At 71.8% G+C, this 26,792-nt stretch carries 26 protein-coding genes; 7 read left to right on the top strand and 19 right to left on the bottom strand.

The annotated features are described in order from the left end of the window. Genes NQ165_RS05025 through hutH form a run of 4 tightly spaced genes read right to left on the bottom strand, consistent with a single transcriptional unit; the run spans nt 1 to nt 5,801 of the window. Nucleotides 1-1,338 (bottom strand): formimidoylglutamate deiminase, encoded by a 1,338-nt coding sequence (locus tag NQ165_RS05025; protein ID WP_257526281.1) that lies wholly within the window; start codon nt 1,336-1,338, stop codon nt 1-3. After that, nucleotides 1,335-2,555 (bottom strand): allantoate amidohydrolase, encoded by a 1,221-nt coding sequence (locus NQ165_RS05020; protein ID WP_257531912.1) that lies wholly within the window; start codon nt 2,553-2,555, stop codon nt 1,335-1,337. The genes NQ165_RS05025 and NQ165_RS05020 overlap by 4 nt, the downstream gene beginning before the upstream one ends. Further along, nucleotides 2,552-4,213 carry a urocanate hydratase gene (gene hutU / locus NQ165_RS05015; RefSeq protein WP_257531910.1) on the bottom strand — a complete coding sequence of 554 codons (1,662 nt, stop codon included), beginning with the start codon at nt 4,211-4,213 and terminating at the stop codon, nt 2,552-2,554. Before hutU ends, NQ165_RS05020 begins: the two co-directional genes overlap by 4 nt. 28 nt (nt 4,214-4,241) lie before the next feature. Then, complete coding sequence (gene hutH, locus NQ165_RS05010; protein WP_257531908.1) at nt 4,242-5,801, bottom strand: histidine ammonia-lyase; 1,560 nt, start codon at nt 5,799-5,801, stop codon at nt 4,242-4,244. Between the two features lie 142 nt (nt 5,802-5,943). On the opposite strand from hutH, the gene NQ165_RS05005 reads away from it, so the two are divergent. After that, complete coding sequence (locus tag NQ165_RS05005; RefSeq protein WP_374940926.1) at nt 5,944-6,684, top strand: IclR family transcriptional regulator; 741 nt, start codon at nt 5,944-5,946, stop codon at nt 6,682-6,684. On the opposite strand, the gene NQ165_RS05000 is transcribed toward NQ165_RS05005, so the two are convergent. The 6 genes from NQ165_RS05000 to NQ165_RS04975 form a co-directional block, all read right to left on the bottom strand. Next, entirely contained in the window at nt 6,665-7,501 is an 837-nt protein-coding gene (locus tag NQ165_RS05000) for a DeoR/GlpR family DNA-binding transcription regulator (RefSeq protein ID WP_257526285.1), read from the bottom strand. The genes NQ165_RS05005 and NQ165_RS05000 overlap by 20 nt on opposite strands. Next, a complete protein-coding gene (locus NQ165_RS04995; RefSeq protein ID WP_257526286.1) occupies nt 7,498-8,346 on the bottom strand; it encodes a class II fructose-bisphosphate aldolase in 849 nt (282 codons plus the stop codon). The genes NQ165_RS05000 and NQ165_RS04995 overlap by 4 nt, the downstream gene beginning before the upstream one ends. Next, nucleotides 8,343-9,302: a 1-phosphofructokinase family hexose kinase gene (locus NQ165_RS04990; protein ID WP_257531906.1), complete on the bottom strand. Its 960-nt coding sequence runs from the start codon at nt 9,300-9,302 to the stop codon at nt 8,343-8,345. Before NQ165_RS04990 ends, NQ165_RS04995 begins: the two co-directional genes overlap by 4 nt. After that, nucleotides 9,299-10,243 (bottom strand): ROK family protein, encoded by a 945-nt coding sequence (locus tag NQ165_RS04985; RefSeq protein ID WP_257526288.1) that lies wholly within the window; start codon nt 10,241-10,243, stop codon nt 9,299-9,301. The genes NQ165_RS04990 and NQ165_RS04985 overlap by 4 nt, the downstream gene beginning before the upstream one ends. Next, nucleotides 10,240-11,127: an SIS domain-containing protein gene (locus NQ165_RS04980; RefSeq protein WP_257531904.1), complete on the bottom strand. Its 888-nt coding sequence runs from the start codon at nt 11,125-11,127 to the stop codon at nt 10,240-10,242. Before NQ165_RS04980 ends, NQ165_RS04985 begins: the two co-directional genes overlap by 4 nt. A gap of 125 nt (nt 11,128-11,252) precedes the next feature. Continuing rightward, on the bottom strand, nt 11,253-12,281 hold the full coding sequence (locus tag NQ165_RS04975; RefSeq protein WP_257526290.1) for a substrate-binding domain-containing protein: 1,029 nt from the start codon (nt 12,279-12,281) through the stop codon (nt 11,253-11,255). A 132-nt stretch (nt 12,282-12,413) separates the two neighbouring features. Between NQ165_RS04975 and NQ165_RS04970 the strand changes: the two genes are divergently transcribed. After that, nucleotides 12,414-14,186, top strand: coding sequence for a beta-galactosidase family protein (locus NQ165_RS04970; RefSeq protein WP_257526291.1), 1,773 nt, complete (start codon nt 12,414-12,416; stop codon nt 14,184-14,186). A 67-nt stretch (nt 14,187-14,253) separates the two neighbouring features. Here NQ165_RS04970 and NQ165_RS04965 read toward each other — a convergent pair whose 3' ends face one another. The 3 genes from NQ165_RS04965 to NQ165_RS04955 all read right to left on the bottom strand — a co-directional run bounded on the left by NQ165_RS04965 (nt 14,254) and on the right by NQ165_RS04955 (nt 17,542). Then, the gene (locus tag NQ165_RS04965) at nt 14,254-15,156 is read right to left on the bottom strand and encodes a carbohydrate ABC transporter permease (RefSeq protein WP_257526292.1); all 903 of its coding nucleotides are present in this window, start codon (nt 15,154-15,156) and stop codon (nt 14,254-14,256) included. Next, on the bottom strand, nt 15,153-16,136 hold the full coding sequence (locus NQ165_RS04960) for a carbohydrate ABC transporter permease (RefSeq protein ID WP_257526293.1): 984 nt from the start codon (nt 16,134-16,136) through the stop codon (nt 15,153-15,155). Before NQ165_RS04960 ends, NQ165_RS04965 begins: the two co-directional genes overlap by 4 nt. Nucleotides 16,137-16,222: 86 nt before the next feature. After that, nucleotides 16,223-17,542, bottom strand: coding sequence for an ABC transporter substrate-binding protein (locus tag NQ165_RS04955; protein WP_257526294.1), 1,320 nt, complete (start codon nt 17,540-17,542; stop codon nt 16,223-16,225). A 229-nt stretch (nt 17,543-17,771) separates the two neighbouring features. On the opposite strand from NQ165_RS04955, the gene NQ165_RS04950 reads away from it, so the two are divergent. Continuing rightward, nucleotides 17,772-19,301, top strand: coding sequence for a beta-N-acetylhexosaminidase (locus tag NQ165_RS04950; protein ID WP_257531901.1), 1,530 nt, complete (start codon nt 17,772-17,774; stop codon nt 19,299-19,301). 19 nt (nt 19,302-19,320) lie between these two features. Here NQ165_RS04950 and NQ165_RS04945 read toward each other — a convergent pair whose 3' ends face one another. Then, nucleotides 19,321-19,545, bottom strand: coding sequence for a hypothetical protein (locus tag NQ165_RS04945; RefSeq protein WP_257526296.1), 225 nt, complete (start codon nt 19,543-19,545; stop codon nt 19,321-19,323). Next, the gene (locus NQ165_RS04940) at nt 19,532-19,864 is read right to left on the bottom strand and encodes an ATP-dependent DNA ligase (RefSeq protein ID WP_257526297.1); all 333 of its coding nucleotides are present in this window, start codon (nt 19,862-19,864) and stop codon (nt 19,532-19,534) included. The genes NQ165_RS04945 and NQ165_RS04940 overlap by 14 nt, the downstream gene beginning before the upstream one ends. A 113-nt stretch (nt 19,865-19,977) precedes the next feature. Between NQ165_RS04940 and NQ165_RS04935 the strand changes: the two genes are divergently transcribed. Continuing rightward, nucleotides 19,978-20,331, top strand: a complete 354-nt coding sequence (locus NQ165_RS04935) for a hypothetical protein (RefSeq protein ID WP_257526298.1) — start codon at nt 19,978-19,980, stop codon at nt 20,329-20,331. Nucleotides 20,332-20,336: 5 nt separating this feature from the next. On the opposite strand, the gene NQ165_RS04930 is transcribed toward NQ165_RS04935, so the two are convergent. Then, the gene (locus NQ165_RS04930) at nt 20,337-20,729 is read right to left on the bottom strand and encodes a hypothetical protein (protein WP_257526299.1); all 393 of its coding nucleotides are present in this window, start codon (nt 20,727-20,729) and stop codon (nt 20,337-20,339) included. A 385-nt stretch (nt 20,730-21,114) separates the two neighbouring features. Beyond that, a complete protein-coding gene (locus tag NQ165_RS04925; protein WP_374679342.1) occupies nt 21,115-22,200 on the bottom strand; it encodes a YihY/virulence factor BrkB family protein in 1,086 nt (361 codons plus the stop codon). A gap of 145 nt (nt 22,201-22,345) precedes the next feature. Here NQ165_RS04925 and NQ165_RS04920 point away from each other — a divergent pair, with 145 nt between their 5' ends. After that, nucleotides 22,346-23,128 (top strand): EI24 domain-containing protein, encoded by a 783-nt coding sequence (locus NQ165_RS04920; RefSeq protein ID WP_257531899.1) that lies wholly within the window; start codon nt 22,346-22,348, stop codon nt 23,126-23,128. Nucleotides 23,129-23,131: 3 nt separating this feature from the next. Here NQ165_RS04920 and NQ165_RS04915 read toward each other — a convergent pair whose 3' ends face one another. Then, the gene (locus tag NQ165_RS04915; protein ID WP_257531897.1) at nt 23,132-23,866 is read right to left on the bottom strand and encodes an SDR family NAD(P)-dependent oxidoreductase; all 735 of its coding nucleotides are present in this window, start codon (nt 23,864-23,866) and stop codon (nt 23,132-23,134) included. Between the two features lie 125 nt (nt 23,867-23,991). On the opposite strand from NQ165_RS04915, the gene NQ165_RS04910 reads away from it, so the two are divergent. Both NQ165_RS04910 and NQ165_RS04905 read left to right on the top strand, forming a co-directional pair. Beyond that, nucleotides 23,992-24,582 carry a TetR/AcrR family transcriptional regulator gene (locus NQ165_RS04910; protein ID WP_257526303.1) on the top strand — a complete coding sequence of 197 codons (591 nt, stop codon included), beginning with the start codon at nt 23,992-23,994 and terminating at the stop codon, nt 24,580-24,582. A 61-nt stretch (nt 24,583-24,643) separates the two neighbouring features. Continuing rightward, the gene (locus NQ165_RS04905; protein WP_257531895.1) at nt 24,644-25,849 is read left to right on the top strand and encodes an NAD(P)/FAD-dependent oxidoreductase; all 1,206 of its coding nucleotides are present in this window, start codon (nt 24,644-24,646) and stop codon (nt 25,847-25,849) included. 40 nt (nt 25,850-25,889) lie between these two features. On the opposite strand, the gene NQ165_RS04900 is transcribed toward NQ165_RS04905, so the two are convergent. Continuing rightward, the gene (locus NQ165_RS04900) at nt 25,890-26,651 is read right to left on the bottom strand and encodes an SDR family NAD(P)-dependent oxidoreductase (protein ID WP_257526305.1); all 762 of its coding nucleotides are present in this window, start codon (nt 26,649-26,651) and stop codon (nt 25,890-25,892) included. Nucleotides 26,652-26,792: the final 141 nt, after the last annotated feature.

The raw sequence follows: 26,792 nt of genomic DNA, 5'->3' as shown, positions 1-26,792 counted from the left end.
TCAGTCCTCCTCGGACGTGTCGAAGGGTCGCAGGGCCGCCGCAAGCAGCGCGGCGGGGTCGACGCCCGCCCCGCCGTCGCGGCCTCGGAGCACGCCGGCGGCTGCCCGCAGCCGCCCTCCCACGATGACACGGCGGACGTCGGAGGCGGTGGCGGCGAGCACCAGTTGCGCGGGCTCTGCGCCGACCGTGCGCACGGTCGCGGCATCCAGCTCGACGAGGTCGCAGGGCGCGCCGACGCGGATGCCGCCGGTCAGACCGCAGGCGGCGTAGCCGTTGTCGGCGAGCGCCGCGGCCAGTTCCACCGTGCTGAACCGGCCGCGGCGACCCGAGGCCAGACGCTCGCCGGCTTCGAGGCCGCGCACCTCGAGAAAGGGGTCGACCACGGCGTTCTGGTCCGACCCGAGGGCGATGCGCGCCCCCGCGTCGGCGAGCTCCCGCGCCGGGCCGATGCCGTCGCCGAGGTCGGCCTCGGTCGTGGGGCAGAACACCGCCGTGACCCCGGCATCCCCCAGCATCCGCACGTCGTCGGCGGTGAGATGCGTCGCGTGCACGGCGCTCAGCCGGGGTGCGAGGGCCCCGGCGTCGGCGAGCACCTGCGTCGGCGTGCGGCCGTAGGCCGCCAGGCAGTCGGCGTTCTCCTGCGGCTGCTCCGAGAGGTGGACGTGCAGCGGAACGTCGTCCGGAAGCCCGGCGACGATCGCCCCGATGTCCTCGGGGGTCACCGCGCGCACGGAATGCACCGCGGCGCCCAGCACCACCGACGGACCGAGGGCGTCGCGCAGCGCGTGCCAGCGGCGCAGCCAGCCTGCGGCGGTGCCGTCGCCGAACCGCAGCTGCGCGAGGGTGAGCGGCGCACCGATCCCGCCCGCGAGGTAGCAGGTGTCCAGCAGAGTGAGCCGGATGCCGGTGTCGGCGGCCGCCTCGGCCAGCGCGCGCTCCATGGCGTGCGCCGGATCGTAGGCGGTGCCGTCGGGACGGTGGTGCACGTAGTGGAACTCCGCGACAGCGGTGTACCCGGCCGCGAGCATCTCGCCGAAGACGGCGCGGGCGAGGTCGTGGTAGAGGGCGGGGTCCAGTCGCGCCGCGGCGGCGTACATGCGCTCGCGCCACCGCCAGAAATCCCCGCCGCCGTCGTGGGTGCGCCCGCGCAGCACCCGGTGGAACGCGTGCGAGTGGGCGTTGCCCGCGCCGGGGAGCACCATGCCCAGCCGCAGATCGCCCTCCCCGGGCGCGACACCCGGCTCGATGCGGGCGATGCTCCCCGACGGGTCGACGTGCAGCCGCACGGAGCGCACCGGGACGCCGTCGATGAGCGCGGTCTGGCAGTGGATGATCACAGCAGGCCTCGCAGCACCTGCTCGAGCGCGACCACGCCCGCGACGGTGTCGTCGAGGGTGGCGTGCTCCTCGGGCGAATGCGACACCCCGCTGGGGTTGCGGACGAACAGCATGGCCGTCGGGACGTGCGCGGCCAGCACCCCCGCATCGTGCCCGGCACCCGTGGGCAGCGCGGGGATGCCGCCCAGGCGCGAAGCCAGCGCCTCGCGCAGGACGGGGTCGAACTGCACCGCGCCGCTCCACGACTCCTCGGTGACGGTGGCGGTGCAGCCCTCGTCCGCGGCCTCCGCGGTCACCCGCGCGGCGATGTCGGCCACGAGCTCACGGGTGTCGTCGTCGCCGGCGCTGCGGGCGTCGAGCCAGGCGGTGACGACCGACGGGATCACGTTGGTCCCGCCCGGCACGGCGGAGATGCGCCCCACCGTCGCCCTGTCGTCCCCGCGTACGGCGGCAGCGGCGCGCACCGCGATGATGCCGCGGGCGGCGGCGACCATGGGGTCGCGGCGGTCGGCCATGCGGGTCGCGCCGGCATGGTTGCCCTCGCCCGCGACGTCGATGCGCCACCGGCCGTGGGCGAGGATGCTCGAGGCGACGGCGAGGGGCGCGTCGAGGTCGATCAGTCCGCGGCCCTGCTCGACATGCAGCTCCAGGAACAGTCCGATGCGCCCGAGCGCGGCGTCGTCGCGGCCGAGGTGGCGGGGCGGGATGCCGTGGGCCGCCGCGGCGTCGGCGAACGCGATGCCGTCGGCATCGACGAGGGCGCCGGCGCGATCGGGGGCGATCGCTCCCGTCATCAGCCGCGAGCCGAGGCACGCGACGCCGAAGCGCGATCCCTCCTCCTCCGCGAAGACGACCACGGCGCAGGGCCGCGACGGCGCGAAGCCGTCGGCGCGCAGCAGCGCGATCGCGTCGAGGGCGCTGACCACACCGAGCGGGCCGTCGAACTCCCCGCCTCCCGGCACCGAGTCGAGGTGGCTCCCGAGCACCACCGCATCGGGTCCCGGCTCCCCCCACCACGCCCACATGTTGCCGTTGCGGTCGGTTTCGACGTGCAGCCCCAGGCGACCGGCCCGCTCGGCGAACCACGCCCGCAGCTCGAGCTCGGCCGGCTGAAAGACATGCCGCGAGTAGCCGCCGCGACGGGAATCCCGCCCGACGTCGACGATCTCGTGCAGCCCTGTGAGGCGACCGGCGGTGACCGCGACGGTGGGCGTCATCGCTCGGCCATCGGCACGCGCAGGCCCCGCTCGGCGGCGACCTCGATGGCACGCTCGTAGCCGGCATCCACATGACGCATGACGCCGGTGCCGGGGTCGTTGACGAGCACGCGCTCGATCTTCTGCGCGGCCAGCGCCGTGCCGTCGGCGACCACCACCTGACCGGCATGGATCGACCGGCCGATGCCGACGCCGCCGCCGTGGTGCAGCGACACCCACGTCGCGCCCGACGCGGTGTTGAGCAGGGCGTTGAGCAGGGGCCAGTCGGCGATGGCGTCGGAGCCGTCCTTCATCGCCTCGGTCTCACGATAGGGCGACGCGACCGAGCCGGAATCCAGGTGATCCCGGCCGATCACGATCGGGGCGCTCAGCTCACCGGAGGCCACCATCTCGTTGAACCTCAGGCCCGCCAGGTGGCGCTCCTTGTAGCCGAGCCAGCAGATGCGGGCGGGGAGGCCCTCGAAGTGCACCTTCTCACCGGCGCGGGTGATCCACCGCCGCAGCTTCTCATCGTGGGGGAACAGCTCCAGGATCGCCCGGTCGGTCGCGGCGATGTCGGCGGGATCCCCCGACAGCGCCGCCCAGCGGAAAGGCCCCTTGCCCTCGGCGAACAGCGGGCGGATGTAGGCGGGGACGAAACCGGGGAACTCGAACGCCCGCTCGCACCCGCCCAGCTGCGCTTCGGCGCGGATCGAGTTGCCGTAGTCGAACACCTCGGCACCGGCATCCTGGAAATCCACCATCGCCTGCACCTGCGCGGCCATCGACCGGCGGGATGCCTCGGTGAACGCTTCCGGGTCGGTCGCCGCCCGCTCGTGCCACTCGCCCAGCGACACACCCTCGGGCAGGTAGCTGAGGGGATCGTGGGCGGAGGTCTGATCGGTGACGATGTCCACCGGCACGCCCTGCTGCACCAGCTGCGGGAACACGGTCGCGGCGTTGCCGACGAGGCCGACCGACAGCGGACGGCGCTCGGCCTTGGCTGCCAGCACCCGGCGCAGCGCCTCCTCGAGGTCGTCGGTCATCTCGTCGAGGTAGCCGTGGTCGACGCGGCGCTGCAGGCGCGCGGGGTCGACATCCACGATGAGCACGACGCCGTCGTTCATCGTGACGGCCAGCGGCTGCGCGCCGCCCATGCCCCCGGCGCCGCCGGTGAGGGTGAGAGTGCCGGCGAGGGTCCCCCCGAAGCGCTTGTCCGCGACGGCCGCGAAGGTCTCGTACGTTCCCTGCAGGATGCCCTGCGTTCCGATGTAGATCCACGATCCGGCGGTCATCTGCCCGTACATCGTGAGCCCCTCGGCCTCGAGCCGGCGGAATTCCGGCCAGGTCGCCCAGTCGCCCACGAGGTTCGAGTTGGCGATCAGCACCCGCGGCGCCCACTCGTGCGTGCGGAAGACCCCCACGGGCTTGCCCGACTGCACCAGCAGGGTCTCATCGTCCTCGAGCGTCTCGAGGGTGCGCACGATCGCGTCGAACGCCGCCCAGCTGCGCGCCGCCCGGCCGGTGCCGCCGTACACGACGAGATCATCGGGTCGCTCGGCGACCTCGGGGTCGAGGTTGTTCATCAGCATGCGCAGCGCCGCTTCGGTCTGCCATCCCTTCGCGGTGAGGGCGGTGCCGCGGGCGGCGCGGACAGGACGGGGCTGGTGGTCGGTCACGGGGTTCCTTCCGGGGGCGGGTGGAGCGTCAGTGGAGTTCGAGGGTGCGGGCCAGGGCGGCGTCGCGCAGCGAGCCCGAGCGCACCGCGGCGACGGCCTGCTCGATCTCGGGAGACAGATGACGGTCGGGACCGGGACCGGGGATGCCGGTGCGCAGGTGCGCGACCACGGCGCCGGTGGCCGGGGCGGGCGTCAGCGGGGCACGCAGGTCGAGGGCGCGCGCAGCGGTCATGGCCTCGATCGCGAGCACCCGCGTGAGCCCGTCGACGGCGGTGCGCAGCTTGCGTGCCGCCGCCCACCCCATCGATACGTGATCCTCCTGCATGGCCGATGAGGGGATCGAGTCCACGGACGCCGGCACGGCGAGGCGCTTGAGCTCCGAGACGATTCCCGCAGCGGTGTACTGGGCGATCATGAGCCCGGAGTCGACGCCCGCGTCGTGCGCGAGGAAGGCGGGGAGTCCATGGCTGCGGGCCGGATCCAGCATCCGGTCGGTGCGGCGCTCCGACATGCTGGCGACGTCGGCGACCGCGATGGCGAGGAAGTCCAGCACGTAGCCGACCGGCGCGCCGTGGAAGTTCCCGTTGGACTCCACGCGCCCGTCGGCGGTGACCACCGGGTTGTCCACGGCAGCGGCCAGCTCGCGTTCGGCCACCTGTGCGGCGTGGTCGAGGGTGTCGCGCGCCGCACCGTGCACCTGCGGGGCGCAGCGCAGCGAGTACGCGTCCTGCACGCGGGTGCACTCCGGGCCACGATGACTGGCCACGATCGGCGAGTCGGCGAGCATGCGGCGCATGTTCGCTGCGGCGAGGCGCTGCCCGTGCTGGGGCCGCAGCGCCTGGAGATCGTCGGCGAACGCCGCGTCGGTGCCGAGCAGCGCCTCCACGCTCATCGCCGCGGTGATGTCGGCGGTGCTCAGCAGCAGGCGGAGGTCGTCGATGGCGAGGGCGAGCATGCCGAGCATCCCGTCGGTGCCGTTGATGAGCGCCAGCCCCTCCTTCTCGGCGAGCACGACGGGGGTGATGCCGGCGGCGGCGAGCGCCTCGGCGGCCGGCTGCAGCCGGCCGGACGCGTCGCGCACCGTCCCCTCGCCCATGACGGCGAGCGCGCAGTGCGCGAGCGGGGCGAGGTCTCCCGAGCACCCCAGCGATCCGTACTCGTGCACCACGGGGGTGATCCCCGCGTCCAGCACGGCGGCATAGGTCTCGGCCGTGATCGGCCGCACGCCCGTGCGGCCGGTGAGCAGGGTCGACAGCCGCAGCAGCATGAGCGCTCGGACGGTCTCGCGCTCCACTTCCTCACCGGATCCCGCGGCGTGCGAGCGCACCAGGCTCTGCTGCAGGCGGGTGCGGTCGGCGGTGGGGATGAACGTGGTGGCGAGGGCGCCGAAACCGGTCGAGATGCCATAGTGCGGCTGCGGGTCGGCCACGAGCCGGTCGATCGTCTCGCGTCCGGCGCGGACGGCGGCGATGGCCTCGTCGGAGACGACGATCGGGGCGCCGTGACGCGCGACGGCGACCACCTCGTCGACGGTGACGGGGCCGGTCCCGACGACGACGGGGGCGGGGCGCGAGGCGACGGGCTTCATGTTCACATCCCACGGCATCGCTCGGCTCCCCCGGGATGCGCAATCGCAGAATCCGTCTCACCCGTGAGACAGTGGTGCCGGGAAGGACACGATCATCGCCGCCACCACGCCCACGGCTCCCGCCGCCCGACAGACCCTCGCGGTGCTGCAGCATCTCGCGGCGCAGCGTGGACCGGTGACCGCGGCGAGCATCGCGGCATCCCTCTCGCTGCCCCGTTCGACGGTGTACCGGCTGCTCGGGGTGCTCGAGGAACACGGGTTCGCGCTGCACTTCCCCGAGGAACGGCGCTACGGCATCGGCCTGGCGGCGTTCGAGATCAGTTCGGGGTTCTCCCGGCAGCAGCCGCTCACCCGCCTGGGCGGTCCGGTCCTCGCCACGCTCGTCGACCGCGTCGGGGAGAGCGGCCACCTCGCGGTGCTGCACGGACGCGATGTCATCTACCTCATCGAGGAGCGGGCGCCGCGGCGGCCCTCCCTCGTCACCGACGTCGGCGTGCGCCTGCCCAGTCACCTCACGGCCAGCGGGCGGGCGCTGCTGGCGACGCTGCCCAAGGGACAGGTGCGGGCCCTCTTCCCCGACCGCAACGCGTTCGCCCAGCGCACCGACGACCGCATCTCGAGGTACTCCGCCCTCAGCCGCCTGCTCGCGGAGGTCCGCGCACAGGGGCACGCGACCGAGGACGGCGAGATCACCCCCGGCCTGGCGTCGGTCGCCGTGGCCGTGCGCGACCACACCGGGTGGCCGGCGGCGAGCATCGCGGTGACGTTCGACTCCGGCCGGTCCGACCAGGCCGTGGCGGCGATCGTGGCTCAGGTCTCGGCCGCGGCCGCCGACCTCGCCCGTCGCATCCGCGGACGCCCGCTCAGCGCGGCGCGGCCGTGACGCCGTCCGGCGCGGACGGGATGCCGGGGTCCTCCGCCACGATCACGTCGTAGCCGCGGTCCTCCAGGCGCGTGCGCTGCTCGTCGGTGATGCCGGAATCGGTGATGACCGTGTGGAACAGCCGCTCCGGGCCGATGACGGCGAAGACGCGCTTGTCGAGCTTCGCGGAGTCCACGACCAGCACCGGTCGCTCGGCCCGCCGCGCCATGGCCGCGTTGACGGCGGCCTCCCGCTCGTCGTGCGTCGTCGCTCCGTGATCGGGGTGCAGGGCGTTCGCGCCGATGAACGCGATGTCGAGGTTGACCCGCCCGAGCGTCTCCTCGGCGTGCGGGCCGACCAGCTCGTACGAGCGCGGGTGCAGCACGCCGCCCACCACCACCGTCTTGATCTGGGGCCGCATCGCGAGCTGCACCGCGATGTTGACGGCATTGGTGACGACGGTCAGGCCGGGGTCCTCGGCGTGCTCCATGACGTCGCCCCGGGTCATCAGCTCATCGGCGATCGCCGTGGCCGTGGTCCCTCCCGACAGCCCCACGATCGCTCCGCGCGGGACGAGCGCGCTGGCCGTCCGTGCGATCGCATGCTTGGCTTCGCGTCGCTGCTGGTTCTTGTAGCGCAACGGCAGGTCGTAGGCGACCGAGTGCGACACCGCACCCCCACGGGTGCGCCCGAGCAGCTGCTGCTCGGCGAGGGCGTCGAGGTCCCGGCGTGCGGTGGCGGGCGAGACGCCCAGGCGCTCAACGATCTCCTCGACCTGCAGCCTGCCCGACTCGGCGAGCAGGTCGAGCACCGCGCTCAGTCTTTCGGCTCGGTTCACCCGTTGCTCCGCGGCGAAGCGAACAGCTGCATCAGCCGCATGGTCTCGGTCACCACGGCGGACCTCCCCGCGTCGATGTATCGGCGCGAGTCTACGACGGTGGGGTGGTCGTCCAGGTGCGCACGCACCGCGCGGGTGAAGAACGCGTTCAGGTGGGTGGAGACGTTGATCTTCGTCAGCCCGGCGTCGATGCCGGCGACGATCGTGTCGTCGGGCACGCCCGACGATCCGTGCAGCACGAGCGGGACCGGGACGGCGTCCCGCAGGCGCGCGATGAGCTCGAGGTCGAGCACCGCCGTGCGCTCGGCCATCGCGTGTGAGGAGCCGACCGCCACCGCCAGCGCGCCGACGCCCGTCTCGGCCACGAATGTCGCCGCCTCGTCGGGATCGGTGCGCACGCCCGGTGCGTGCGCACCGTCCTTGCCGCCGATCTCGCCGAGCTCCGCCTCGACGAGCACGCCCGCGGCGTCTCCGGCGGCGACGACCCTGCGGGTGGTCGCGACGTTCTCCGCGAAGTCCAGCTTCGCCCCGTCGTACATCACCGACGTGAACCCGAGCTCGATCGCGCGCAGCGCCAGCTCGGGGTCTTCGGCGTGGTCGAGGTGCACCGCGATGGCGGCGCGGGAGGCGGCCGCCATCTCGAGGGTGGCGCGCGCGAGCGGCTCGAGGGCGCCGTGGTAGCGCAGGCAGTTCTCGGAGAGCTGCAGGATCACCGGGAGACCGGTCTCCTCTGCGGCGCGCACCAGCGCCTCGGCGGTCTCCAGATGGATCACGTTGAAGGCTCCGGCGGCGGTACCCGCCCGGCGGGCCTCGTCGAGGATGACGGCGGTGGAAGTGAGAGTCATGTCTGGTTCCTGGAATCGGTGTCGAAGATCACGGCGGCGGTGAGGGCGTCGCGTTCGGAGGAGAGATCGCCGGCGAGCGGCATGAGCACCGCCGAGGCCGACCAGCCGACGGCGGTGCGCGCGAGCTGCGCCAGCTCCTCGTCGCCCAGGTCCTCGGCAGTCCCCCGCGCCGCCAGCAGGTGCGCGAGGGCGGCGACGGCGGCATCCCCCGCCCCTGTCGGGTTTCCCTGCAGCACGCACGGGAGCCGCGCACGCAGTCCTCGGCTCGGGTGGGTGCGGCGCACGAGCAGCATCCCCTCGGCGCCGAGGGAGACCACCACCAGGCCCGCGCCGCACTGCAGCAGCGCCTGCGCGCCGGCCATGACGTCGTCGGTGCCGGTGGTCTCACGCAGTTCGGCGGCGTTGGGCTTGAGCACGTGCGCGCCGGCCTCGGCCGCTGCCCACAGCGCCGCGCCGGTCACGTCGGCGATGGTGACGATGCCCGAGGCGACCGGCGCCGCCACGATCGCGGCCACATCGCCCGCAGCCAGCCCTGGCGGCAGACTTCCCGACACGACCACCGCCGCCGCGCGCGTCGCCAGGCTGCACGCCTCGTCCCGGAAGGCCGCGGCCTCCTCGGGCGACAGCGCCGCACCGCGCTCGTTCAGCAGCGTCGCCTCACCCGTGGTGTCGTCGACCACGGCGATGCTGCGCCGCGTGGGCGCAGCCACCGGGACCAGACGATGCGCGATGCCTGCCGCGCGGAGGTCGTCGCCCAGGGCGTGGCCGCTCGCACCGCCGGCGGTCATGAGCGCGAGCACCTCGTCGCCCGCGGCGGCGAGGACCCGTGCGACGTTGACGCCCTTGCCGCCGGCCCGCTGCGCGCCGGTGGCGACGCGGTGGGACTCCCCCGCGGCGAGACCGTCGACGTGCCAGGTGCCGTCGAGGGCGGGGTTGGGCGTGACAGTCAGGATCATGCGCCGCGTTCCCCGGCCAGCAGGCGCGCGCGCAGCGCGGTGCCGATGAGACCGGCATCCTCTCCGAGTCCGGCCCGCACGATCTCGCACCGCCGCTGGAAGGTCAGCAGTGCGGCGACGCGCCCGCGCAGCGGCAGGAACAGGTCGTCTCCCGCCTCGGCGAGCCCGCCGCCGATCACCACGACGCCGGGCGCGAGCACGGTGATCTGCCGCACGATCTCCCGCGCGAGGGCCTCCACCGCCTCGTCCCACACCTTCTGCGCCCGCGGGTCACCGGCCCGCAGCGCGTGCAGCACCTCCCGAGCACCGTCGACCGGCGCCCCGGCGGCGCGGGCGTACCGCCGCGCGATCGCCCCGGCGGAGGCGACCGTCTCGAGGCACCCGACCCCGCCGCAGGGGCACGGGTCGCCCTCGGGGTCCGCGACGACGTGACCGATCTCGCCGGCGAAGCCGCCGCCGACCAGAGGCGTCCCGTCGATGAGGATCGCCGAGGCGATCCCGGTGCCGATGACGACCACCACCGCATCGCGATGGCCGGCCGCGGCGCCCCATCGGTGCTCCGCCAGCCCGGCGGCGCGCACGTCGTGACCGAAGGCGACCGGCATCCCGAGCGCCTGTGCGGCGAGCTCCCGGATCGGGGCGTCGCGCCAGCCGAGGTTGCCGGAGAACACCGCCACTCCGGCGTCCTCGTCCACGAGCCCGGGGACGCTCACCCCGGCGGCCACGGGCACCAGCCCGCGGTGGGCGGCACGATACGACGCCGCGAGGCCGGCGAGGTGCCCGGCGATGGCCCCCGCCGGGTCGCCGGCCGAGCGGGGCGTCGGGGTGCGGCGCAGGTCGACGATGCGGCCCGACGCGTCGACCAGAGCGGACTTGGTGGCCGTCCCCCCGACGTCGAACGACAGGACGACCGGACCGTCGCCGATCACCGGCGCACTCATGCGTCGAGGATGACCGACCGCGTGAGGTTGCGCGGCTCATCGGGGTTCAGGCCGCGCGCCACCGCCCGCGCGAGGGCCACGCGCTGCGCGCGCACGAGCTCGGCCATGGGATCGAGGCCCGCGTCCTCGAAGCGTGCGCCGGTGCGGCGGACGTCGTCGGCGAGGCCGTCGGGCATGTCGCCGAACGCCCAGGTGACGCGCCCGGGCGCCGCGATGGCGATCGGGCCGTGACGGTAGTCCATGGCGGGGTAGGACTCGGTCCACGACTGGGAGGCCTCGCGCATCTTGAGCGCAGCCTCGTGCGTGAGGCCGATCGACCAGCCGCTGCCGATGAAGGTGTACTGCTCGGCGTCGACCAGCTCGGGGTCGAGGTCCTCGTCGATCGCGCGCTCGGCGTCGGCGATCGCGCCGGAGAGGTCCTCTCCGAGCGATGCCCGGAACAGGGCCAGCGCCGTCGTGGCGAAGCGTGTCTGCACGACCGACTTCTCGTCGGCGAAGGGCAGCGTGACCACGGAGTCCATGAGGTCCATGAGCGGGGAGGTGGGGTCGCCGACCACGCCGATGAGCGGGGTGCGCCCGCGCAGGCGCCGCGCGAGCTGCAGCACCTCCGTCGTGGTTCCCGAACGGGTGAGCGCGACGACGGCGTCGTAGTCGCGATCTGGCATCTCGGATGCCGCGAAGGCGTCGGTGACGCCCGCCCCGCTGCGCTCGCGCAGGGTGGCGTAGGCCTGGGCGATGAACCACGACGTGCCGCAGCCGACCACGGCGACGCGCGCACCCACCGGCGGCAGGGCGGTCGTCTCCCGTGCGATCTCGGCCGCCTGGGTCCAGGTCTGCGGCTGCGAGCGAAGCTCGGCCTCCATGTGCGTGGACGTGATGGTCATCGCCGTGCCTCTCCCGCCGCTCACATTGATCCCTGATTGATCGATTCTGATTGCAAGACATGCGTTCCGATCAGATTACTGCTCATTCGCGGGCAGCACGAATCGCCGCCCTCCGGTGGACCCGATCACACGGAGACGACGGCGGGGGCTGCGGTCGAGGCGCGCACGATGAGTTCCGGCACGATGGGCTCGACGGCGGGCGGCTCGCCACCCTCGACCATCGCGATCACCCGGGCGGCGACCGTGCGGCCCACCTGCTCGAACGGCTGGCGCACCGTCGTCAGCGCCGGTGCGGCGTAGGCGGACAGCGCGATGTCGTCGACGCTCACGACGGACACATCACCGGGGACCGCGCGACCGGCCTCGTGCAGGGCGCGGGTCACACCGAAAGCCATTTCATCGCTCGAGACGAAGACCGCGGTGACGCCGGGGATCGCCGCGATGGTGCGCCCGGCTCGGTATCCCGATTCGGGGGACCAGTCCCCGGGGATCACCGGCGGCGGGGCGATGCCGCGCTCGCGCAGCACGCTCTCCCACTCCTCCCGCCGCGCCAGCGACTCCTGCCAGAACTCGTCGCCGGAGACGTGCCAGACGTTCTCGTGGCCGAGGTCCAGCAGATGCTCCGTCGCCACTCGGGCGATCGCACGCTGATCGATGAGCTCATCCACGCCGTGGCCGTCGTCCTGACGGTGCCCCACCGTGGGGGTGCGCGCGGTGCGCGCGCCCAGCGCGTCGGCGAGGAATCCCACCGGCGCGAGCATGACGATCCCCTCCGCGCCCTGTCGCTCCAGCCGGTCGAACGCTTCGACGAAGGCGGCGGGGCCGGAGTGATGGGGCACGCTCGCCGTGGTCACGGCGTAGCCCTCCTCCGCGGCGACCGCCTCCACGCCGAGGAGGATCGCGCCCGTGGAGTAGCGGCCCGTCGAGATGGTGATGACCCCGAGCATGCGGGTGCGCCCGGACGCCAGCGAAGCGGCGGCGGCGTGAAGCCGGTATCCGGTCGCCTCGACGGCAGCCATCACCCGCTGCGCGGTCTCGGGGCGCACATTGACGTGACCTGCGATCACCCGAGACACGGTCTGGGTGGACACTCCCGCCACGCGCGCGACGTCGACCTGGCTGGGGGCTTTGTCCCCGGAGGAGCGGCGCGGCATCCCCTCATCGTAGTGAGGCGTGCGGCGCACGAGCCATCATCGGGCCGAATAGGGCAGGATGTTAGGTGATGTGAACGCAAACATCACCGTGTGCGGACCGATCGGTCCCGTAATCCGAGAGGACGACTGAGGATGGATCCGAGCTCGGCCGCCACCGTGCGACCGTCAGTAGCGGCGCTCACATACGCCGACAGCACGCTGCTGCGTCATGGACGGCCGCACCGCATGCTCGCCGGGGCCGTGCACTACTTCCGTGTGCACCCCGACCAGTGGGAGGACCGCCTGCGCCGGCTGGCCGCCATGGGCGCCAACACGGTGGACACCTACATCCCGTGGAACTTCCACGAGCAGACCGAGGGCGACGCGCGCTTCGACGGGTGGCGCGACATAGAGCGCTATCTGCGCATCGCGGCGGAGGTGGGTCTCGACGTCTACGTGCGGCCGAGCCCGTACATCTGCGCCGAGTGGTCCAACGGCGGGCTCCCCGCCTGGCTCACGGGGCGCATCCGCCACGTGCGCAGCAGCGACCCCGCCTATCTCCGCGCCGTCGAGGAGTGGTACGCGCAGCTCCTGCCCCGTCTCGCGCCGCTGCAGACCGTGCACGGCGGGCCGATCGTGGCCGTGCAGGTCGAGAACGAGTACGGCTCGTTCGGCTCCGACCGGGCATACCTCGAGCACCAGCGCGAGCTGCTGCGCGCCCACGGCATCGTGGAGCTGCTCACCACCGCCGACGGCATCACGCCTGACATGCAGCGCCACGGATCGGTGGAGGGCGCCATGCCGAGCTTCACCTTCGGCACCGGTGTCGAGACGGCCTGCGAGCTGCTGCCGGAGGCCACACCGCTGCTGTGCAGCGAGATGTGGGGCGGGTGGTTCGACCACTGGGGCGAGCGGCACCACGTCCGCAGCGCGCAGAGCATGATCGGCACCGTCGACGCTCTCCTCGCCGCCGGCGGTTCGGTGAGCCTGTACATGGCACACGGCGGCACCAACTTCGGGCTGTGGGCGGGCGCGAACTTCGACGGCGTGCTGCAACCCACGGTCACCAGCTACGACTCCGACGCCCCCATCGCCGAGGACGGACGCCTCGGCGACAAGTTCGCCGCGCTGCGGGAGGCGTTCGCCCCGTTCCACGACGGCCCTCTTCCCTCGCTTCCCCCCGAGCCTGTCTTCCTGCCGCCCCACGCGGTCCCCTTCACCCCCGAGGGCACGCTCGACGCCGCACTGCAGGCGCTCCCCGCCGGCAGCGTCCGCTCCAACCCCGCCAGCTTCGAGGAGCTGGGAGTCGCCGACGGCATCGTCGCCTACGAGACGCAGGTGGACATCGGATCCGACGCCACGCTGTCGATCATGGGACTGCACGACCGCGCCGCCGTCCTGCTCGACGGCCGGCGCATCGCCACCCTCGAGCGCGACGGCGCCACCACTGTCGCGCTCGATGGCGTGACGGGGAAGCACCGGCTCACGCTCGTCGTGGAGAGCCTCGGTCGCATCAACTACGGTCCTCGCATCGGCGAGCACAAGGGCATCCTCGGCGGCGTGCTGCTCGGCCGTCGCTACGTGCACGGATGGACCCACCGCGTGGTCCCGCTCGATGGGTCGCTCCGCGGCGCAGGCGGCGAAGCGACCGCCGACGGCTTCGCCGTCGCCACCGTCGAGGTCACCGAGCAGGCCGACGCCTGGCTGGCGGTGCCCGGCGGCAGCAAGGGACTGATCTGGCTCAACGGCTTCCTGCTCGGGCGCTACTGGAGCGTCGGTCCTCAGGAGACGCTCTACGCTCCCGCGCCGCTGTGGCGCGAGGGGAGCAACGAGGTGCGCGTGCTGGACCTGGAGCAGCTGCCCCGAACCCTCGACATCCGCGACCGCCCGTCGCTGGGCGAGCGCGAGGAATTCATCGGCTCCTGAGTCGCCGCGGCGACGAGAAGGCCCCCGGCGCCACGGCGCTGGGGGCCTTCTCGTTCGCGCGGTGGACTCAGCCCTTGACGGCCCCCGCGGCGAGGCCCGAGCGCAGGTAGCGCTGCAGCGTGAAGAACAGCACGATCAGGGGCAGCACGCCGAGGAGCGCGCCGAGCATCACCGCGCCCTTGTTGGGCGAGAAGTAGCTCATCATCCCGAACAGCCCGAGGGTGACCGGCTTCAATTCCTGCGACGAGACCATCAGCAGCGGCAGCAGGAAGTTGTTCCAGGTGGCGACGAACACGAACAGGAAGATCGTCACCATCGCCGGGGCGAGCAGGCGCATCACGATCGTGAAGAAGATCCGCACCTCGCCGGCGCCGTCGATGCGCGCGGCTTCGAGAAGCTCGGTCGGCACCGAGCTGGCGTAGACCATGCCCAGGAACACGCCGAACGGCGAGACGGCCGACGGGATGATGATCGCCCACGCCGTGTCGACCAGGCCGAGCGCGTGGAACTCCAGATAGAGCGGCACCGTCAGCAGTGCCACCGGCATCAGGAGGCCGGCCATGATCACGCCGACGACGATCTTCTTGCCGGGGAAGGAGAACTTCGCGATGGCGTATCCCGCCATCACAGCGAACAGTGTGCCGACGACACCAGCGGTGACCGAGTAGAAGATGGAGTTGCCCACCCACCGCCAGAACATGCCCTGGGTCCAGGACATGAGGCTGTCGTAGTTGGCGCCCAGGTTCCACTCGGCGAACCAGAACCCGAAGGTCGACGTGAGATCGCGGTTGTTCTTCGTCGCGGCGATGAGCAGCCAGTAGACCGGGCCGAGGAAGTACACCGCGGCGACGACCAGTGCGGCGATGCCGCCGATCTTGCCGCGCAGCGACGGCAGGGCGTTCTTGGGGGGAAGGTCGTAGTCGACCTTGGGCGCACGGCGCGTCACGGTGCGCAGGAGTGCCGTGGTCATGAGATTCCTCCCTTACGGCGCTGCACGAGCGCATAGATGATCGCGAGGATGCCGGCGATCACGGCCATGAGCAGCGAGTAAGCCGAGGCGACGCCGGTGCCCGAAGGCGAGACCGCGCCCAGCAGCGAGTTGTAGGTGAGCATCATGGGCGTGTAGCCCTTGCCCATCCACGGGTTCTGGCTCTCCATCACGGTCGGCTCGTTGAAGAGCTGGATGGTCCCGATGATCGACAGCAGCACGGCCAGCAGCGCGGCGCCCCGCACGAGCGGCACCTTGATCTTGACCGCGATCTGCCAGCCGGTGGCGCCGTCGATGCGCGCCGCCTCGTAGAGCTCGCGCGGCGCCGCCTGCAGCGCCGCGAGGAAGATCAGCATGTTGTAGCCGGTGTAGGTCCAGGTCGTCATGTTCCCCATCGAGAAGAGGATCGTGCCCGGAGCCATGAAGTTCGTCCCCTCGGGGAGGTACTGCATGAACGGCGAGACCTCGGGGGTGTACAGGTACAGCCACATCATCGCGGCGATGACCCCGGGGATCGCATAGGGGAGGAAGAAGGCCAGGCGGAAGAAGCCGGGGCGCCGCACGATGAACGAGTCCAGCAGCAGTGCGAGTCCGAGCGCCGCGATGATCATGACCGGGATCTGCACGAGGCCGTACAGCACCACCCTGCCCATGCCCGCCCAGAACGTGGCATTGCCGAGCGCGAGGGCGAAGTTGTCGAACCCGACGAAGGTCTCCACGAGGCCGCCGCCGCCGTAGAGGCCCTCGCCGGAGGGCAGCTCGGCGAACAGCGATGCCCGGATCGAGACGATGATCGGCACGACGAAGACGACGATGAACAGCAGGGCGAAGGGGGTGAGGAACAGCAGCCCCGTCAGCGCTTCGCGACGGCTGCCGCCGCGTCGGCCGCGGCGCTGTCGCGAGGGCGGGGTGGCGGGGGCCGTCGCTGCGGCTGCGGCCACGGTGGGCGTGGTGAGTGTCATTTCTCGTCTTTCACGGGCAGGAGCCGGCGGAGCACAGGGGCGGGTCCCTTGCGCTCCGCCGGCTCAGCGGGAGTCAGCGAAGCGCGTCAGTCCGCGACGGGAAGACCGAGATCCGTCAGCGAGGCGACGGCGTCGTTCTGAGCCGTGGTGAAGATGTCGGCGACCGTGGTCTTGCCCGCGCCGACGCCGGAAGCGGTCTCGTTCATCGTGGTGAGCGAGGCGAAGCCCGGCGCGTAGACGAACTCCGGGTTCATGCGAGCGGAAGCGGTGGCGAGCTCGGCCAGCACGTCCTGTCCGCCGAACTGGCGCAGCATCTTCTCACTGGTCTCCGGGGTGCCGTTGGCGGCCACGACGAGGCCCTGGGAGGCCAGGTCGTCGATCTGCGTGTTGAACCAGCCGTTGAAGGCCATGGCCTCGGCCGGGTACTCGCAACCGTCGAGCACGGCCACGCCCGAGCCGCCGTCGGGGCCGGAGAGCTCACCGGCGCCGAAGTCGGGCAGCTGCGCCACGCGCCACTGACCCTCGGCGGGAGTGCCGTCCAGCGAGTCGAGCATGAAGCCCGCCTCCCAGGCGGCGCCGATGTGGCCGATGAGGGAGCTGGAGTTGACCGCCTGCGTGAAGCCCTCGCCCCAGCGCTCGGTGACCAGTGCGTCCTGACCGTCGATCAGTCCCTGCCAGAACGCAGCGACCTTCTGGCTTCCGGGCCCTTCCGCCTGGACGCTCCACGCGTCGCCGGAGGTGTCGAACCAGGCGTCGCCCGCGGCGGCGGACTGCGCGGACAGCCAGTTGAGGGCCTCATCCGGGGTGAACGCGGCGACGTACTTGCCGGCATCCGCGGCGATCGCCGCACCGGCGGCCAGCTCCTCCACCGTGGCGGGGACGGTGAGGCCCAGCTTCTCGAACTCGGCCGCGTTGTAGTAGTAGACCAGCGGGCCGGTGTCCTGGGGCAGACCGACGACGGCGTCGCCCACGGTCATCATCGCGTAGGCTCCGGCGCCGAAGTCGCCCTTGTAGTCGCCGGCGTGCTCGGCGACATCCTGCAGCAGACCCTTGACGAACAGCTGCGGCACCTCGGAGTACCCCACCTGCGCCAGGCACGGGCCGTTGCCGGCCTTGACGTCGGTCTCGAGCTTCAGGATCAGGTCGCTGGCCGCGCCGTCGAACTTGGTGGCGGTGACCTGGATGCCGGGGTTGTCCGCGTTCCAGCGGTCGACGATGTCGGAGACCGCCGTCATGCCCTCGCCGTCGGGAAGGCGGTGGACATAGCTGAGTTCCACGACATCATCCGAGGATGCCGCCGGCTCGGTACCGGTTCCCCCGGTGCTGCATGCCGCCAACGCGACCGCGGAAAAAGCCGCCAGGGCTGTGACGGCGGCGGGACGTCCGGCGCGGAACTTCGTTGTCATGTGATCGCTCCCCTTCGAGGATGCCGCAACGATGTCGCGCGGCGTTTTGCCCATCGGCGACTTCTGCGAGCTGTGCGTTCGCCATCTTCGTCGATGAGATGGATGTTTGCGTTCACAATACCGCGACTCCGCGTATGCTCAAGTCGCAAGCACGTCCCACCGACATCACTTGCTCACCGCGAACACCGGCCTCCGGCGGCGCGGCGCAGCGGTGCCCAGAGGAGAGAACATGACATCGATCGTCCCGCTCCCCCGCGTGCAGCAGGCACCGGCCGGGGAGACTCCGCTGCACCTGTCCGAGACTCTGCGCATCGAGGCCGAACCCGGTGCCGCCGCGGTCGCCGAGCTGCTGGCGGCGTCTCTCCGCGCGCGCGGCCGGCGCGTCACGACCACGGAGGTCGACGGCCCGGCGACCCGCATCGCGCTGCGTCAGCAGCCCGCCGAGCCGAGTGCGACCGCGACCTCGGCGCCGGAGGAGGCGTACACCCTCGACGTGACCTCGGCCGGGGTGGAGCTGACCGCTCCGACTCGCGCCGGCCTCTTCCGCGGCTCACAGACCCTGCTGCAGCTGCTGCCGCCGGACCTCTCCGGTGCGGTGGCGGTCGACGCGGTGCATGTCGAGGATTCCCCCCGGTTCGCCTACCGCGGCGTGATGCTCGACGTCGTGCGGCACTTCTTCGCCGTCGATGAGGTGCTCGGCCTCATCGACGCGCTCGCCCTCCTGAAGATCAACCACCTGCATCTCCACCTCACCGACGACCAGGGGTGGCGCATCGAGATCGACTCGTGGCCGCGTCTGACGAGCGTGGGCGCCCGCGGGGCGGTCGACGATGCTCCCGGCGGCTTCTACACGAAGGACGACCTCCGCCGCATCATCGCCTACGCGGCGGAGCGATACATCACGGTCGTGCCCGAGATCGACCTGCCCGGCCACACGAACGCCGCCCTCTCCGCCTACCCGGAGCTCAACGCCGACGGCGTCGCCCGCGAGCCCTACCACGGCGTCGAGGTCGGCTTCTCGTCCCTCAGCGCCGCTCCGGAGCGCGCCGAGGCCACCGACCGGTTCCTGCGGGATGTGCTGGGGGAGGTCGCCGCGCTGACTCCGGGACCGTGGCTGCACATCGGTGGGGATGAGTCGTGGTCGACACCTGCCGAGGACTATCGCGACCTGGTGCGGCGCATCACCGCGACGGCGGCGGCCACCGGCAAGCGCGTCATCGGGTGGCATGAGATCGGCGCGTCCGAAGACCTGCCCGCGGGGACGGTCGCGCAGTACTGGAGCTACGTGAGTCCGGTCGGCGACTCTGCCGACAACGTGCGGGCCGTCGTCGCCCAGGGCGGACAGGTGATCATGTCGCCCGCGGATGCGGCCTACCTCGACATGGCCTACCCCGAGCCGCCCGCCACCCCCGGCGGCCGCCCGCTGGGGCTCGACTGGGCCGACGGCGCGACCTCACTGGCACAGGCATACGGCTGGGAGCCGACGGCGATCGTCGACGGCATCTCCGAGGCCGACATCCTGGGCGTCGAGGGACCCCTCTGGGCGGAGACCACCCACACGATGGCCGACGTCGAGTACCTGGTCTTCCCCCGCGTCGCGGCGCTGGCCGAGATCGGCTGGTCGCCGGCCGGCGAGCGCGACGCGGAGGACTTCGTCGCTCGTGTCGCCGCCCTCGGGCCGGCATGGGATGCCGCCGGCATCCGCTACGCGCGCGTCCCCGAGGTGCCCTGGGCGGGCGCCGCGGGCGACGACCGCTGACACGTCCGCGGCCGGGGCGTCAGAGCAGCTCGTCATCTCCCGGAATGGGTGTCAGCGCGAGCTGGGTGGCGGGGCTGATCAGGAGCGACGTCGGCCGGGGCTGGCCTTCGCCGTGGTTGACCTCGAGCCAGAACGGCGGCGCGGCCCCCTCGACGCTCGCCATGATCTGCGCGCGCAGCTCATCGAGGTCGCGACCGCCGACCGAGTAGGAGTTGGCGCCGTAGGCGATGTCAATCCGCTTCATCGAAGCTCGCAGTCGCGGTGTCGGGGGCGGGTTCGGGCACCACGTACAGCCCCTGTGGGGAGTTGGCTGTGTAGGCGAGCGCTCCCAGCCACGCCGGATTCAGCGCGGCGCGACGGCTGCCGTAGTACTTGTAGACGATCACGCTGCGAGGGTGCACCCAGATGGAGGTGCGTCCGTCGCCGACGCTCGCGTCGTCGCGCCAGGTGAAGTGGAAGGACTCGCCGCGGCGGAGCTTGTTCCCGATGACCAGCTGCAGGTGTGAGAGCAGCCGGTCCTCGAAGTCCGCTTTCAGCTGGCCTTCGAAGATGAACTTGCCCATCGTGGCACCTCTCCACTTCCCCCCGCCGACACGGCCGACGCTCCATCCTCGCCCACCTGCCCCGCGGGCGGAAGCCCCTATCCGCCCGCGGACGGCGCGGATAGACACGCCTGATGGACCGACTGCACTACGCCGGCAACTCGATCGTCACCGGCACCGACATCGCGCACGCTCTGCTCGGCTACGCCCAGGCGCTGGCGGAGGCGGAGTCGTCGGCGACCGTGTCGATCCCGACCCTCCGAGACGACGGCACCCGGGGGCGCTCTGAGGTGCTGATCGGACCGGCGAGTCAGCTGATCTCCGATTCGGAGGGCTCCCCTCACGACGAGATCGTCGATGCCGAGCTGGTCGAGCGGCTGAACATGCTGGCGGCACGGGTGCGCGACGAACGCAGCCCCGCCCCGCAGACCTCGGGCGCGCCCGATCCGCAGGACCCGGACGGTGCGCCCTATGCCGACGGGTTCTGACCCCGTCAGGCGGTCTCGGCCGCCAGATCGACGGCGACGGGCACCCGCGAGCGCCGAGGGCCAGCGAGGTGCCTTCCGGTGCGGGCGGCGTCGGCGGACGGTGTCCACAGGGGCGGGAGGGTGAGACTTCCGCCGCGGCTGACCTCGTCGGCCAACTCCCGCAGCAGCGCGGGATCGAGCACGGCCGGGTCGGCCGAGTCGAAAGTGAACCGCAGCGGGATGCTCGGCTCGATCCACAGCGTCGTGCGCCCGGCGGGGCTGTTCTCGTCGTGGCGCCACGTGACGGTGAAGCTCTCGCCGCGACGCAGCTTGGTGGCCATCACGACCTTGAGGTGGGCCAGCATCTCATCCTGGATGTGAATGGGTGAGGTGGCGGATCCGTAATACAACGTGCCCATGGCGCTCTCCTTTGCCTAGCGGGACCAGGTCGCGGAGAGTGTTCAAAGAGAAGGACTGCTACGAGCGATTCGGGTTGCTGCGGGGACGATGACTGAGCGTCGTCTGCGGGACCTGGTCTCTCACACTACGACGCCGCAGACTGTGTAAGAGCCGTGAAACCTCCCTGCCACGTGAGGAGTTGCTCATGTGCAGTTCAGGTCGCGGAGGCGGATGCAGCCTCGGAGGCGGCGCGCCCGCCCGGCCGTATGTGTGGCCCATGTCCTTCCTCGAGCATGCCCGCCGCCTGCGCGTAGCATCCCGCTGCCGATCTGGTTCGGGCGGGCGGAGATGAAGCTCGCCGAAGAGCTGCACGACAAGATCCTCTACGGACTGGAAGATCCAGCGTCAGCGCGTGTCCGTGTCGCCCTCTGACGCGTCGCTGTGCGCGGCGGCCTCCACCCGGATGCGGCGCCCCTCGATGATGTCCTCGCGCTCCTTCTTCGCACGCTTGTCGCTCTTGCGTGTGTCGCGGGCGGGCAGCTGGATGTCCTGCTCCGCCGCCATCCCTCCCTGCAGCTGGCGGCCACGCTCGAGTTCGGCGTCGAACTCCGCGCCGAACAGCAGGGCGAGGTTGGCGATCCAGAGCCACAGCAGGAAGACGATGACGCCGGCCAGCGACCCGTAGGTGCGGTCGTAGTTGGAGAAGTTCGCCACGTACAGGCCGAACCCGAGCGTTCCCAGCGCCAGCACGACGATCGCCAGCAGGGCGCCGACGCTGATCCAGCGGAACTTCGGCTGTTTGGCGTTCGGGGTGGCGTAGTAGAGCACCGCCACGAGGAAGACGACGATCAGCAGCAGCACCGGCCATTTGGCGATCTCCCAGGCCAGCCGCACGCCCTCGCCCACCCCGAGTGCGCCGCCCACCGCGTCGGCGACATCGCCCGACACGACCAGGCCGACCGCGACGACGGCCAGCGACACCACGGCGATGATCGTGACGATCAGCTGCATCGGCCGCAGCTTCCAGAAGGGCCGCCCTTCCTCGATCTCATAGATGCGGTTCATGGCGCGGCTGAAGGCGCCGACGTAGCCGGACGCCGACCACAGCGCCAGCAGAATGCCGGTGATCAGTGCGAGGCCGGCGCCAGGAGCCTGCGAGAGTTGCTCGATCGGACCGCTCAGCGCGTCAGCGGTGTCGCCGGGGGCGACGTCTTCGACGATTCCCAGCACCGCGTCGGCGGCGGCGCCGCTCTGACCGACGACGCCGAGCAGCGAGAAGATCGCGATGAGCGCCGGGAAGATCGCCAGCACGGCGTAGTAGGTCAGGCCCGCCGCGGCATCCACGCAGCCGTCGGCGGTGAACTCCCGCACGGTCTTGCCGAGGACGTACTTCCACGACCTCTTGCTGATCTGGGTGGGCGCGTCCGGCTTGCCGGGCTGCTCGGGGTGCGGCGGGTTGGTGCTGGTGTTCTGCTGCTGACTCATCGTCATCGTCCTCTGCCGTGCGGATCGCCCCGGGGTGGGTCATCGACAAGCCAGTATCCGAAGAAGCGGCGCCGCCGCGCAGGCGGTTGCCAAGGCCGCCGGCATGTGCTCTGCGTCGCCGGAGGCGCGCCAGGATCTAGGCTCGGATCCCATGCGCGAGTTCTTCCGGGGTATGCGGCTGCTGGTGCGGGGCTTCGCGTTCTGGTCGCGGCGCCCCGGCCTCATGGCCCTGGGCCTGCTGCCGGCCGCGATCGTGGCCGGTCTGCTGCTTGCGGGGCTGGTGACGCTCGGCACCTTCTTCCCCGACATCGCCGACTCCCTCACCCCCTTCGCCGACGCGTGGCCGGTGATGTGGGCGACGGTGGTGCGCCTCGCCGTCGGCACGGCCGTGCTCGGAGCAGCGCTCGTCGTCGCCGCGGTGTCGTTCACTGCGCTCACGCTCGTGGTCGGCGAGCCGTTCTACGACCGCATCTGGAAGGCCGCCGAGACGGAGACCGGCCACGGACGGGCCGAGGCGGACTACGGGTTCTGGCGGTCGGTGCGCGACGCGCTGGCGCTTCTCGCCCGCGGTGCCGTCATCGCGGCGCTTGCGGCGCTGCTGGGGCTCGTGCCGCTCGTCGGCGGCGCACTCGGCGCCGTCGTCGGCGTGTTGCTGACCGGATGGCTGCTGGCCGAAGAACTCACCGCACGTGCGCTCGCCGCGCGCGGGATCGGCGCAGCGGAGAGGCGGCGGCTGCTGCGGCGCAGTCGCGGCCGGTCGCTCGGGTTCGGCGTGGCGACGCAGCTGTGCTTCCTCGTCCCCCTCGGTGCGGTCGCGGTCATGCCGGCCGCGGTCGTGGGCTCGACCATGCTCGCGCACTCGCTGCTCGGGGAGCGGCCCGCTCAGCCGGTGGGGGTATCCGCCCCCGGCGGCGCGGAGCCGGGGGCGGACTGAGCGTCAGACCAGGTAGCGGCCGCCGTTGACGCTGAGGGTCTGGCCAGTGACGTATCCCGCCTCGTCCGAGGCCAGGTAGGCGACTGCGTACGCGATGTCGTCGGGAGTCCCCGCGCGACCCATCATCGTCTCGCGCGCGTGCTGGTCGACGTCGACCGGCGACTCCCGCAGCATCGGGGTGTCCACGAACCCGGGCGGGACGTTGTTGACCGTGATCCCCTGGGAGGCGAACTCGACCGCGAGCGCCTTCGTGAAGCCGATGACGCCGCCCTTCGACGCCGCATAGTGCCCCATCGCCGGAGCACCGGTCTGCGCCGACGACGACGAGATGTTGACGATGCGCCCCCAGCCTGCGGTGAGCATGTCGGGCAGCAGCGACTGCGTGCAGAGGAACGGTCCCTTGAGGTTGATGCGCATGACGCGCTCCCAGGAGTCCTCGGTGATCGCGAGGAACGGCTCGAAAGCGCTGATGCCCGCATTGTTGACGAGGATGCCGACCGGACCGAGTTCTTCCCTGGTCCGCGCCGCCGCCGCTGCGACAGCCTCGGCGTCCGCGGCATCGCCGGCGCACGCGATCGCGGTTCCGCCTGCCGCTCGGATGCTGTCGGCCGTCGCTTCTGCACCCTCTGCATTGAGGTCCCACACGGCTACGGCGGCACCCTTGCCGGCCAGCACCGTCGCTATCGCGCGGCCGATACCGCGGCCGCCACCCGTGACGACGGCGACTCTTCCATCCAATGACATGATTCTCCTGACATGGTTGGGGCCAGCGGCCCCGATCGACTGTTGTCCGAAACCTATCGAGAGTAAACGGCGTTTACAAGCAGGAATCCGGCGGCACCGAACCCGAGGAGAGCGCAGACATGACCCCCACCCCCGGCGCCGACCGCTCACACGACGTCAAGCAGGCGATCCTCCGGTCGGCGCGGGAGCTGTTCACCGAGCGCGGCTTCGACAGCACGGGCATCCGTGACATCGCCGCCGACGCCGCCGTGAATCCGGCCATCGTCATCCGGCACTTCGAGTCGAAGGAGCGCCTGTTCCTCACCTCGGTGGATGCCGCGGAGTCGCTGACCCACCTTCTGAACGGACCGCTGGATCGGCTCGGCCACGAGGTGGTGCGCGTGGTCATGCAGGAGCGCGGTCGACCGGGCCAGCGGATCTTCGCGGCGACGGTGCGCGCATCGGGGCGGACGGACGTGCGTGCACACCTGGCCGGAATCGTGGCCGACATCTTCGTCGATCCGCTGAAGGCGCGCATCACACTGCCGGATGCCGAGGTGAGGGCGCACCTGTTCGCCGCCCAGCTCGTCGGAATCCTGTGCGCCCTCGAGGTCTACGACGACCGGTTCTTGCAGACGGTCGAAGCCGACCGTGTCCTGGCGCTCTACGGCGCCAGCCTGCAGCGCCTGCTGACCGGCCCCGCGACGGGGGACGCCCCAGCGACCGCCTAGGCGATCATCTGCGACAGGACAAGACCTTGCCCGGCCGCGCCGGGTGAGGGCTACTGGGGCGATGACGACCGCAGCGCGCAGAACCAGAGCAGCACATCGGGTGGTGGTGATCGGCGGCGGCAACGCCGGCCTGAGCGTCGCCGGACGCCTGCGCCGGGCGGGGGTGCGCGATGTCACCGTGATCGAACCGCGAACGACCCACGTGTTCGCCCCACTGCAGTCACACATCGCCGGCGGTCGGGCGCGGGTGGCCGACGCCGTGCGGCCGCAGCAGAAGGTCACCCCGCGGGGCGTGACCTGGGTGCAGGATGCCGCCACCGGGATCGATCCCGACCGGCGCATCGTGACCGTGACATCGGGCGCGCAGATGCCGTACGACGACCTCGTCATCTGCCCCGGCATCCGCATGCGCTGGGACGCCGTGCCCGGCCTCGCCGAGGCGATGTCGACCGAGGCAGGGGTGTCGAACTACGATCTCGACCTGGCCCGCAAGGCGTCGCCGGCATTGCGCGATGTCACGGGAGGCACGGTGGTCTTCGTGCAGTCGCCCAGCCCGGCATCCTGCGCCGCAGCCGCGCAGAAGCCGATGTACCTCGCGTGCGACTGGTGGCGGGCGCGCGGCGTGCTCCCCGGCATCCGCGTCGTCTTCGTCACTCCGGAGCCGGCGCTCTTCCACGTGGCCGAGGTCGATGCCGAGCTGCGGCGCAAGGTCGCCGAGTACGGCATCGAGGTGCGCCGCGCCACCGAACTGCGGGCGGTGGATGCCGACGCCCGCACCATCACCCTCGGCCGCGAGGGCGGCGAGGAGGCGCTGGCCTACGATCTGCTGCACGCCGAGCCGCCGCAGGCGCCGGCCGAGTGGCTCGCCTCCTCCGGGCTCACCGATGCGCGGGGCTACGTCGAGATCGACCCGGAGACGCTGCGCCACCGCCGGGTGCCGTCGGTGTGGTCGCTCGGGGACGTCGCCGAGACGCAGACGCCGCGTTCAGGAGGCGCGATCCGCACGCAAAGCAAGGTGCTGGTGCAGAACCTGCTCGCCGCCCTCGACGGCGAGGCACCCGCGGCGCGTTACGACGGGTACTCGGTGTGCCCGTTCACCGTCTCGCGGCACACCGTGGTCTTCGCCGAGTTCGACCGGCTCGGGGGCCCGGAGCCGACGCTGCCGTGGTGGAAGGGGTCGATGCGCGAGAATCGGCTGACCTGGATCATGGACCGCTACGTGCTGCCGTGGGTCTATTGGCACATGATCCTCAAGGGACGCGCGTGACGGGAGGAGACCGGGCACGCGCGGGGCGCGACCGGCGCTGCTACGGCCGGAGATAGGACGCGCCGTTGGCGTCGAGGATCGTCCCCGACGACCAGGCCGCCTCGGGCGAGGCGAGCCAGAAGACCGCCGCGGCGATCTCCTCCGGCGTGCCGACCCGGCCGAATGGGCTCTGGGCTCTCAGCGCGTCGCCCTCGGCGCCGTCGAGCTTCGACAGCTGGCGCGGCGTCGCGACGAACCCGGGCGCGACGGAGGTGACGGAGATGCCGTGGGGGGCCAGAGCCACCGCGAGCGACTGACCGAGGGCGTGGAGGCCGGCTTTGCTGGCCGCGTATGCGGGGAAGTCGGGTTCGCCGCGGAACGCGCCGCGCGACCCGACGTTGACGATGGCGCCGGGTGCACCGCGACCGATGAGGTGGTCGGCGAACGCCCACGCGAGATTCGCGGCACCCACCAGGTTGACGCTCACCATCTGCTGGAAGACGGCGTTCCAGTCCTCATAGGAGGTCTCGCCGATCACATGCCGGCGGGAGGCGACCGGAGCGACGGCCGCGTTGCAGACGAGCACGTCAAGCGGTCCGACCGCCTCGAGCGCCGACTCGACGGTGCGCAGTCCCCCCTCTGCAGCTCCCAGGTCGCCGGTCACGATCGCGTGCCCGGTGCCGTCGAGGGAGCGAAGGGTCTCCTCCGCGCCGGCCCGGTCGGTGGCGTAATGCACGGCGACGCGGGAGCCCGCGGCGGCGAACCGTCGCGCCACGGCGGCACCGATGCCCCCGGAGGCTCCCGTGACGAGGATCGTGTTCATGACACCTCACCTCCGACGGTGCTCTGACGAGCGCCGGGCCCGGGCCTCGCTGCCGAGAAGGGCGAGAGGCGAGAAGAAATGGCGGAGACGGAGGAATCGAACCTCGGCCCCCTCAGGGGACCCCACCCTAGCAGGGTGGTG

Origin of the sequence: Microbacterium sp. zg.Y1084 (assembly GCF_024623595.1) — a bacterium.
GTDB lineage: Bacteria > Actinomycetota > Actinomycetes > Actinomycetales > Microbacteriaceae > Microbacterium > Microbacterium wangruii.
Note: the sequence above shows the minus strand (reverse complement) of the source record. Positions and strands in the feature narration are given on the sequence as shown.

Coding starts and splice junctions, on each gene's coding strand:
- NQ165_RS05020 (WP_257531912.1), bottom strand. CDS start 2,555: ATGACGCCCACCGTCGCGGTCACCGCCGGTCGCCTCACAGGGCTGCAC.
- hutH (WP_257531908.1), bottom strand. CDS start 5,801: ATGAAGCCCGTCGCCTCGCGCCCCGCCCCCGTCGTCGTCGGGACCGGC.
- NQ165_RS04995 (WP_257526286.1), bottom strand. CDS start 8,346: ATGACTCTCACTTCCACCGCCGTCATCCTCGACGAGGCCCGCCGGGCG.
- NQ165_RS04990 (WP_257531906.1), bottom strand. CDS start 9,302: ATGATCCTGACTGTCACGCCCAACCCCGCCCTCGACGGCACCTGGCAC.
- NQ165_RS04985 (WP_257526288.1), bottom strand. CDS start 10,243: ATGAGTGCGCCGGTGATCGGCGACGGTCCGGTCGTCCTGTCGTTCGAC.
- NQ165_RS04980 (WP_257531904.1), bottom strand. CDS start 11,127: ATGACCATCACGTCCACGCACATGGAGGCCGAGCTTCGCTCGCAGCCG.
- NQ165_RS04975 (WP_257526290.1), bottom strand. CDS start 12,281: ATGCCGCGCCGCTCCTCCGGGGACAAAGCCCCCAGCCAGGTCGACGTC.
- NQ165_RS04970 (WP_257526291.1), top strand. CDS start 12,414: ATGGATCCGAGCTCGGCCGCCACCGTGCGACCGTCAGTAGCGGCGCTC.
- NQ165_RS04965 (WP_257526292.1), bottom strand. CDS start 15,156: ATGACCACGGCACTCCTGCGCACCGTGACGCGCCGTGCGCCCAAGGTC.
- NQ165_RS04960 (WP_257526293.1), bottom strand. CDS start 16,136: ATGACACTCACCACGCCCACCGTGGCCGCAGCCGCAGCGACGGCCCCC.
- NQ165_RS04955 (WP_257526294.1), bottom strand. CDS start 17,542: ATGACAACGAAGTTCCGCGCCGGACGTCCCGCCGCCGTCACAGCCCTG.
- NQ165_RS04950 (WP_257531901.1), top strand. CDS start 17,772: ATGACATCGATCGTCCCGCTCCCCCGCGTGCAGCAGGCACCGGCCGGG.
- NQ165_RS04945 (WP_257526296.1), bottom strand. CDS start 19,545: ATGAAGCGGATTGACATCGCCTACGGCGCCAACTCCTACTCGGTCGGC.
- NQ165_RS04940 (WP_257526297.1), bottom strand. CDS start 19,864: ATGGGCAAGTTCATCTTCGAAGGCCAGCTGAAAGCGGACTTCGAGGAC.
- NQ165_RS04935 (WP_257526298.1), top strand. CDS start 19,978: ATGGACCGACTGCACTACGCCGGCAACTCGATCGTCACCGGCACCGAC.
- NQ165_RS04930 (WP_257526299.1), bottom strand. CDS start 20,729: ATGGGCACGTTGTATTACGGATCCGCCACCTCACCCATTCACATCCAG.
- NQ165_RS04925 (WP_374679342.1), bottom strand. CDS start 22,200: ATGACGATGAGTCAGCAGCAGAACACCAGCACCAACCCGCCGCACCCC.
- NQ165_RS04920 (WP_257531899.1), top strand. CDS start 22,346: ATGCGCGAGTTCTTCCGGGGTATGCGGCTGCTGGTGCGGGGCTTCGCG.
- NQ165_RS04910 (WP_257526303.1), top strand. CDS start 23,992: ATGACCCCCACCCCCGGCGCCGACCGCTCACACGACGTCAAGCAGGCG.
- NQ165_RS04905 (WP_257531895.1), top strand. CDS start 24,644: ATGACGACCGCAGCGCGCAGAACCAGAGCAGCACATCGGGTGGTGGTG.
- NQ165_RS04900 (WP_257526305.1), bottom strand. CDS start 26,651: ATGAACACGATCCTCGTCACGGGAGCCTCCGGGGGCATCGGTGCCGCC.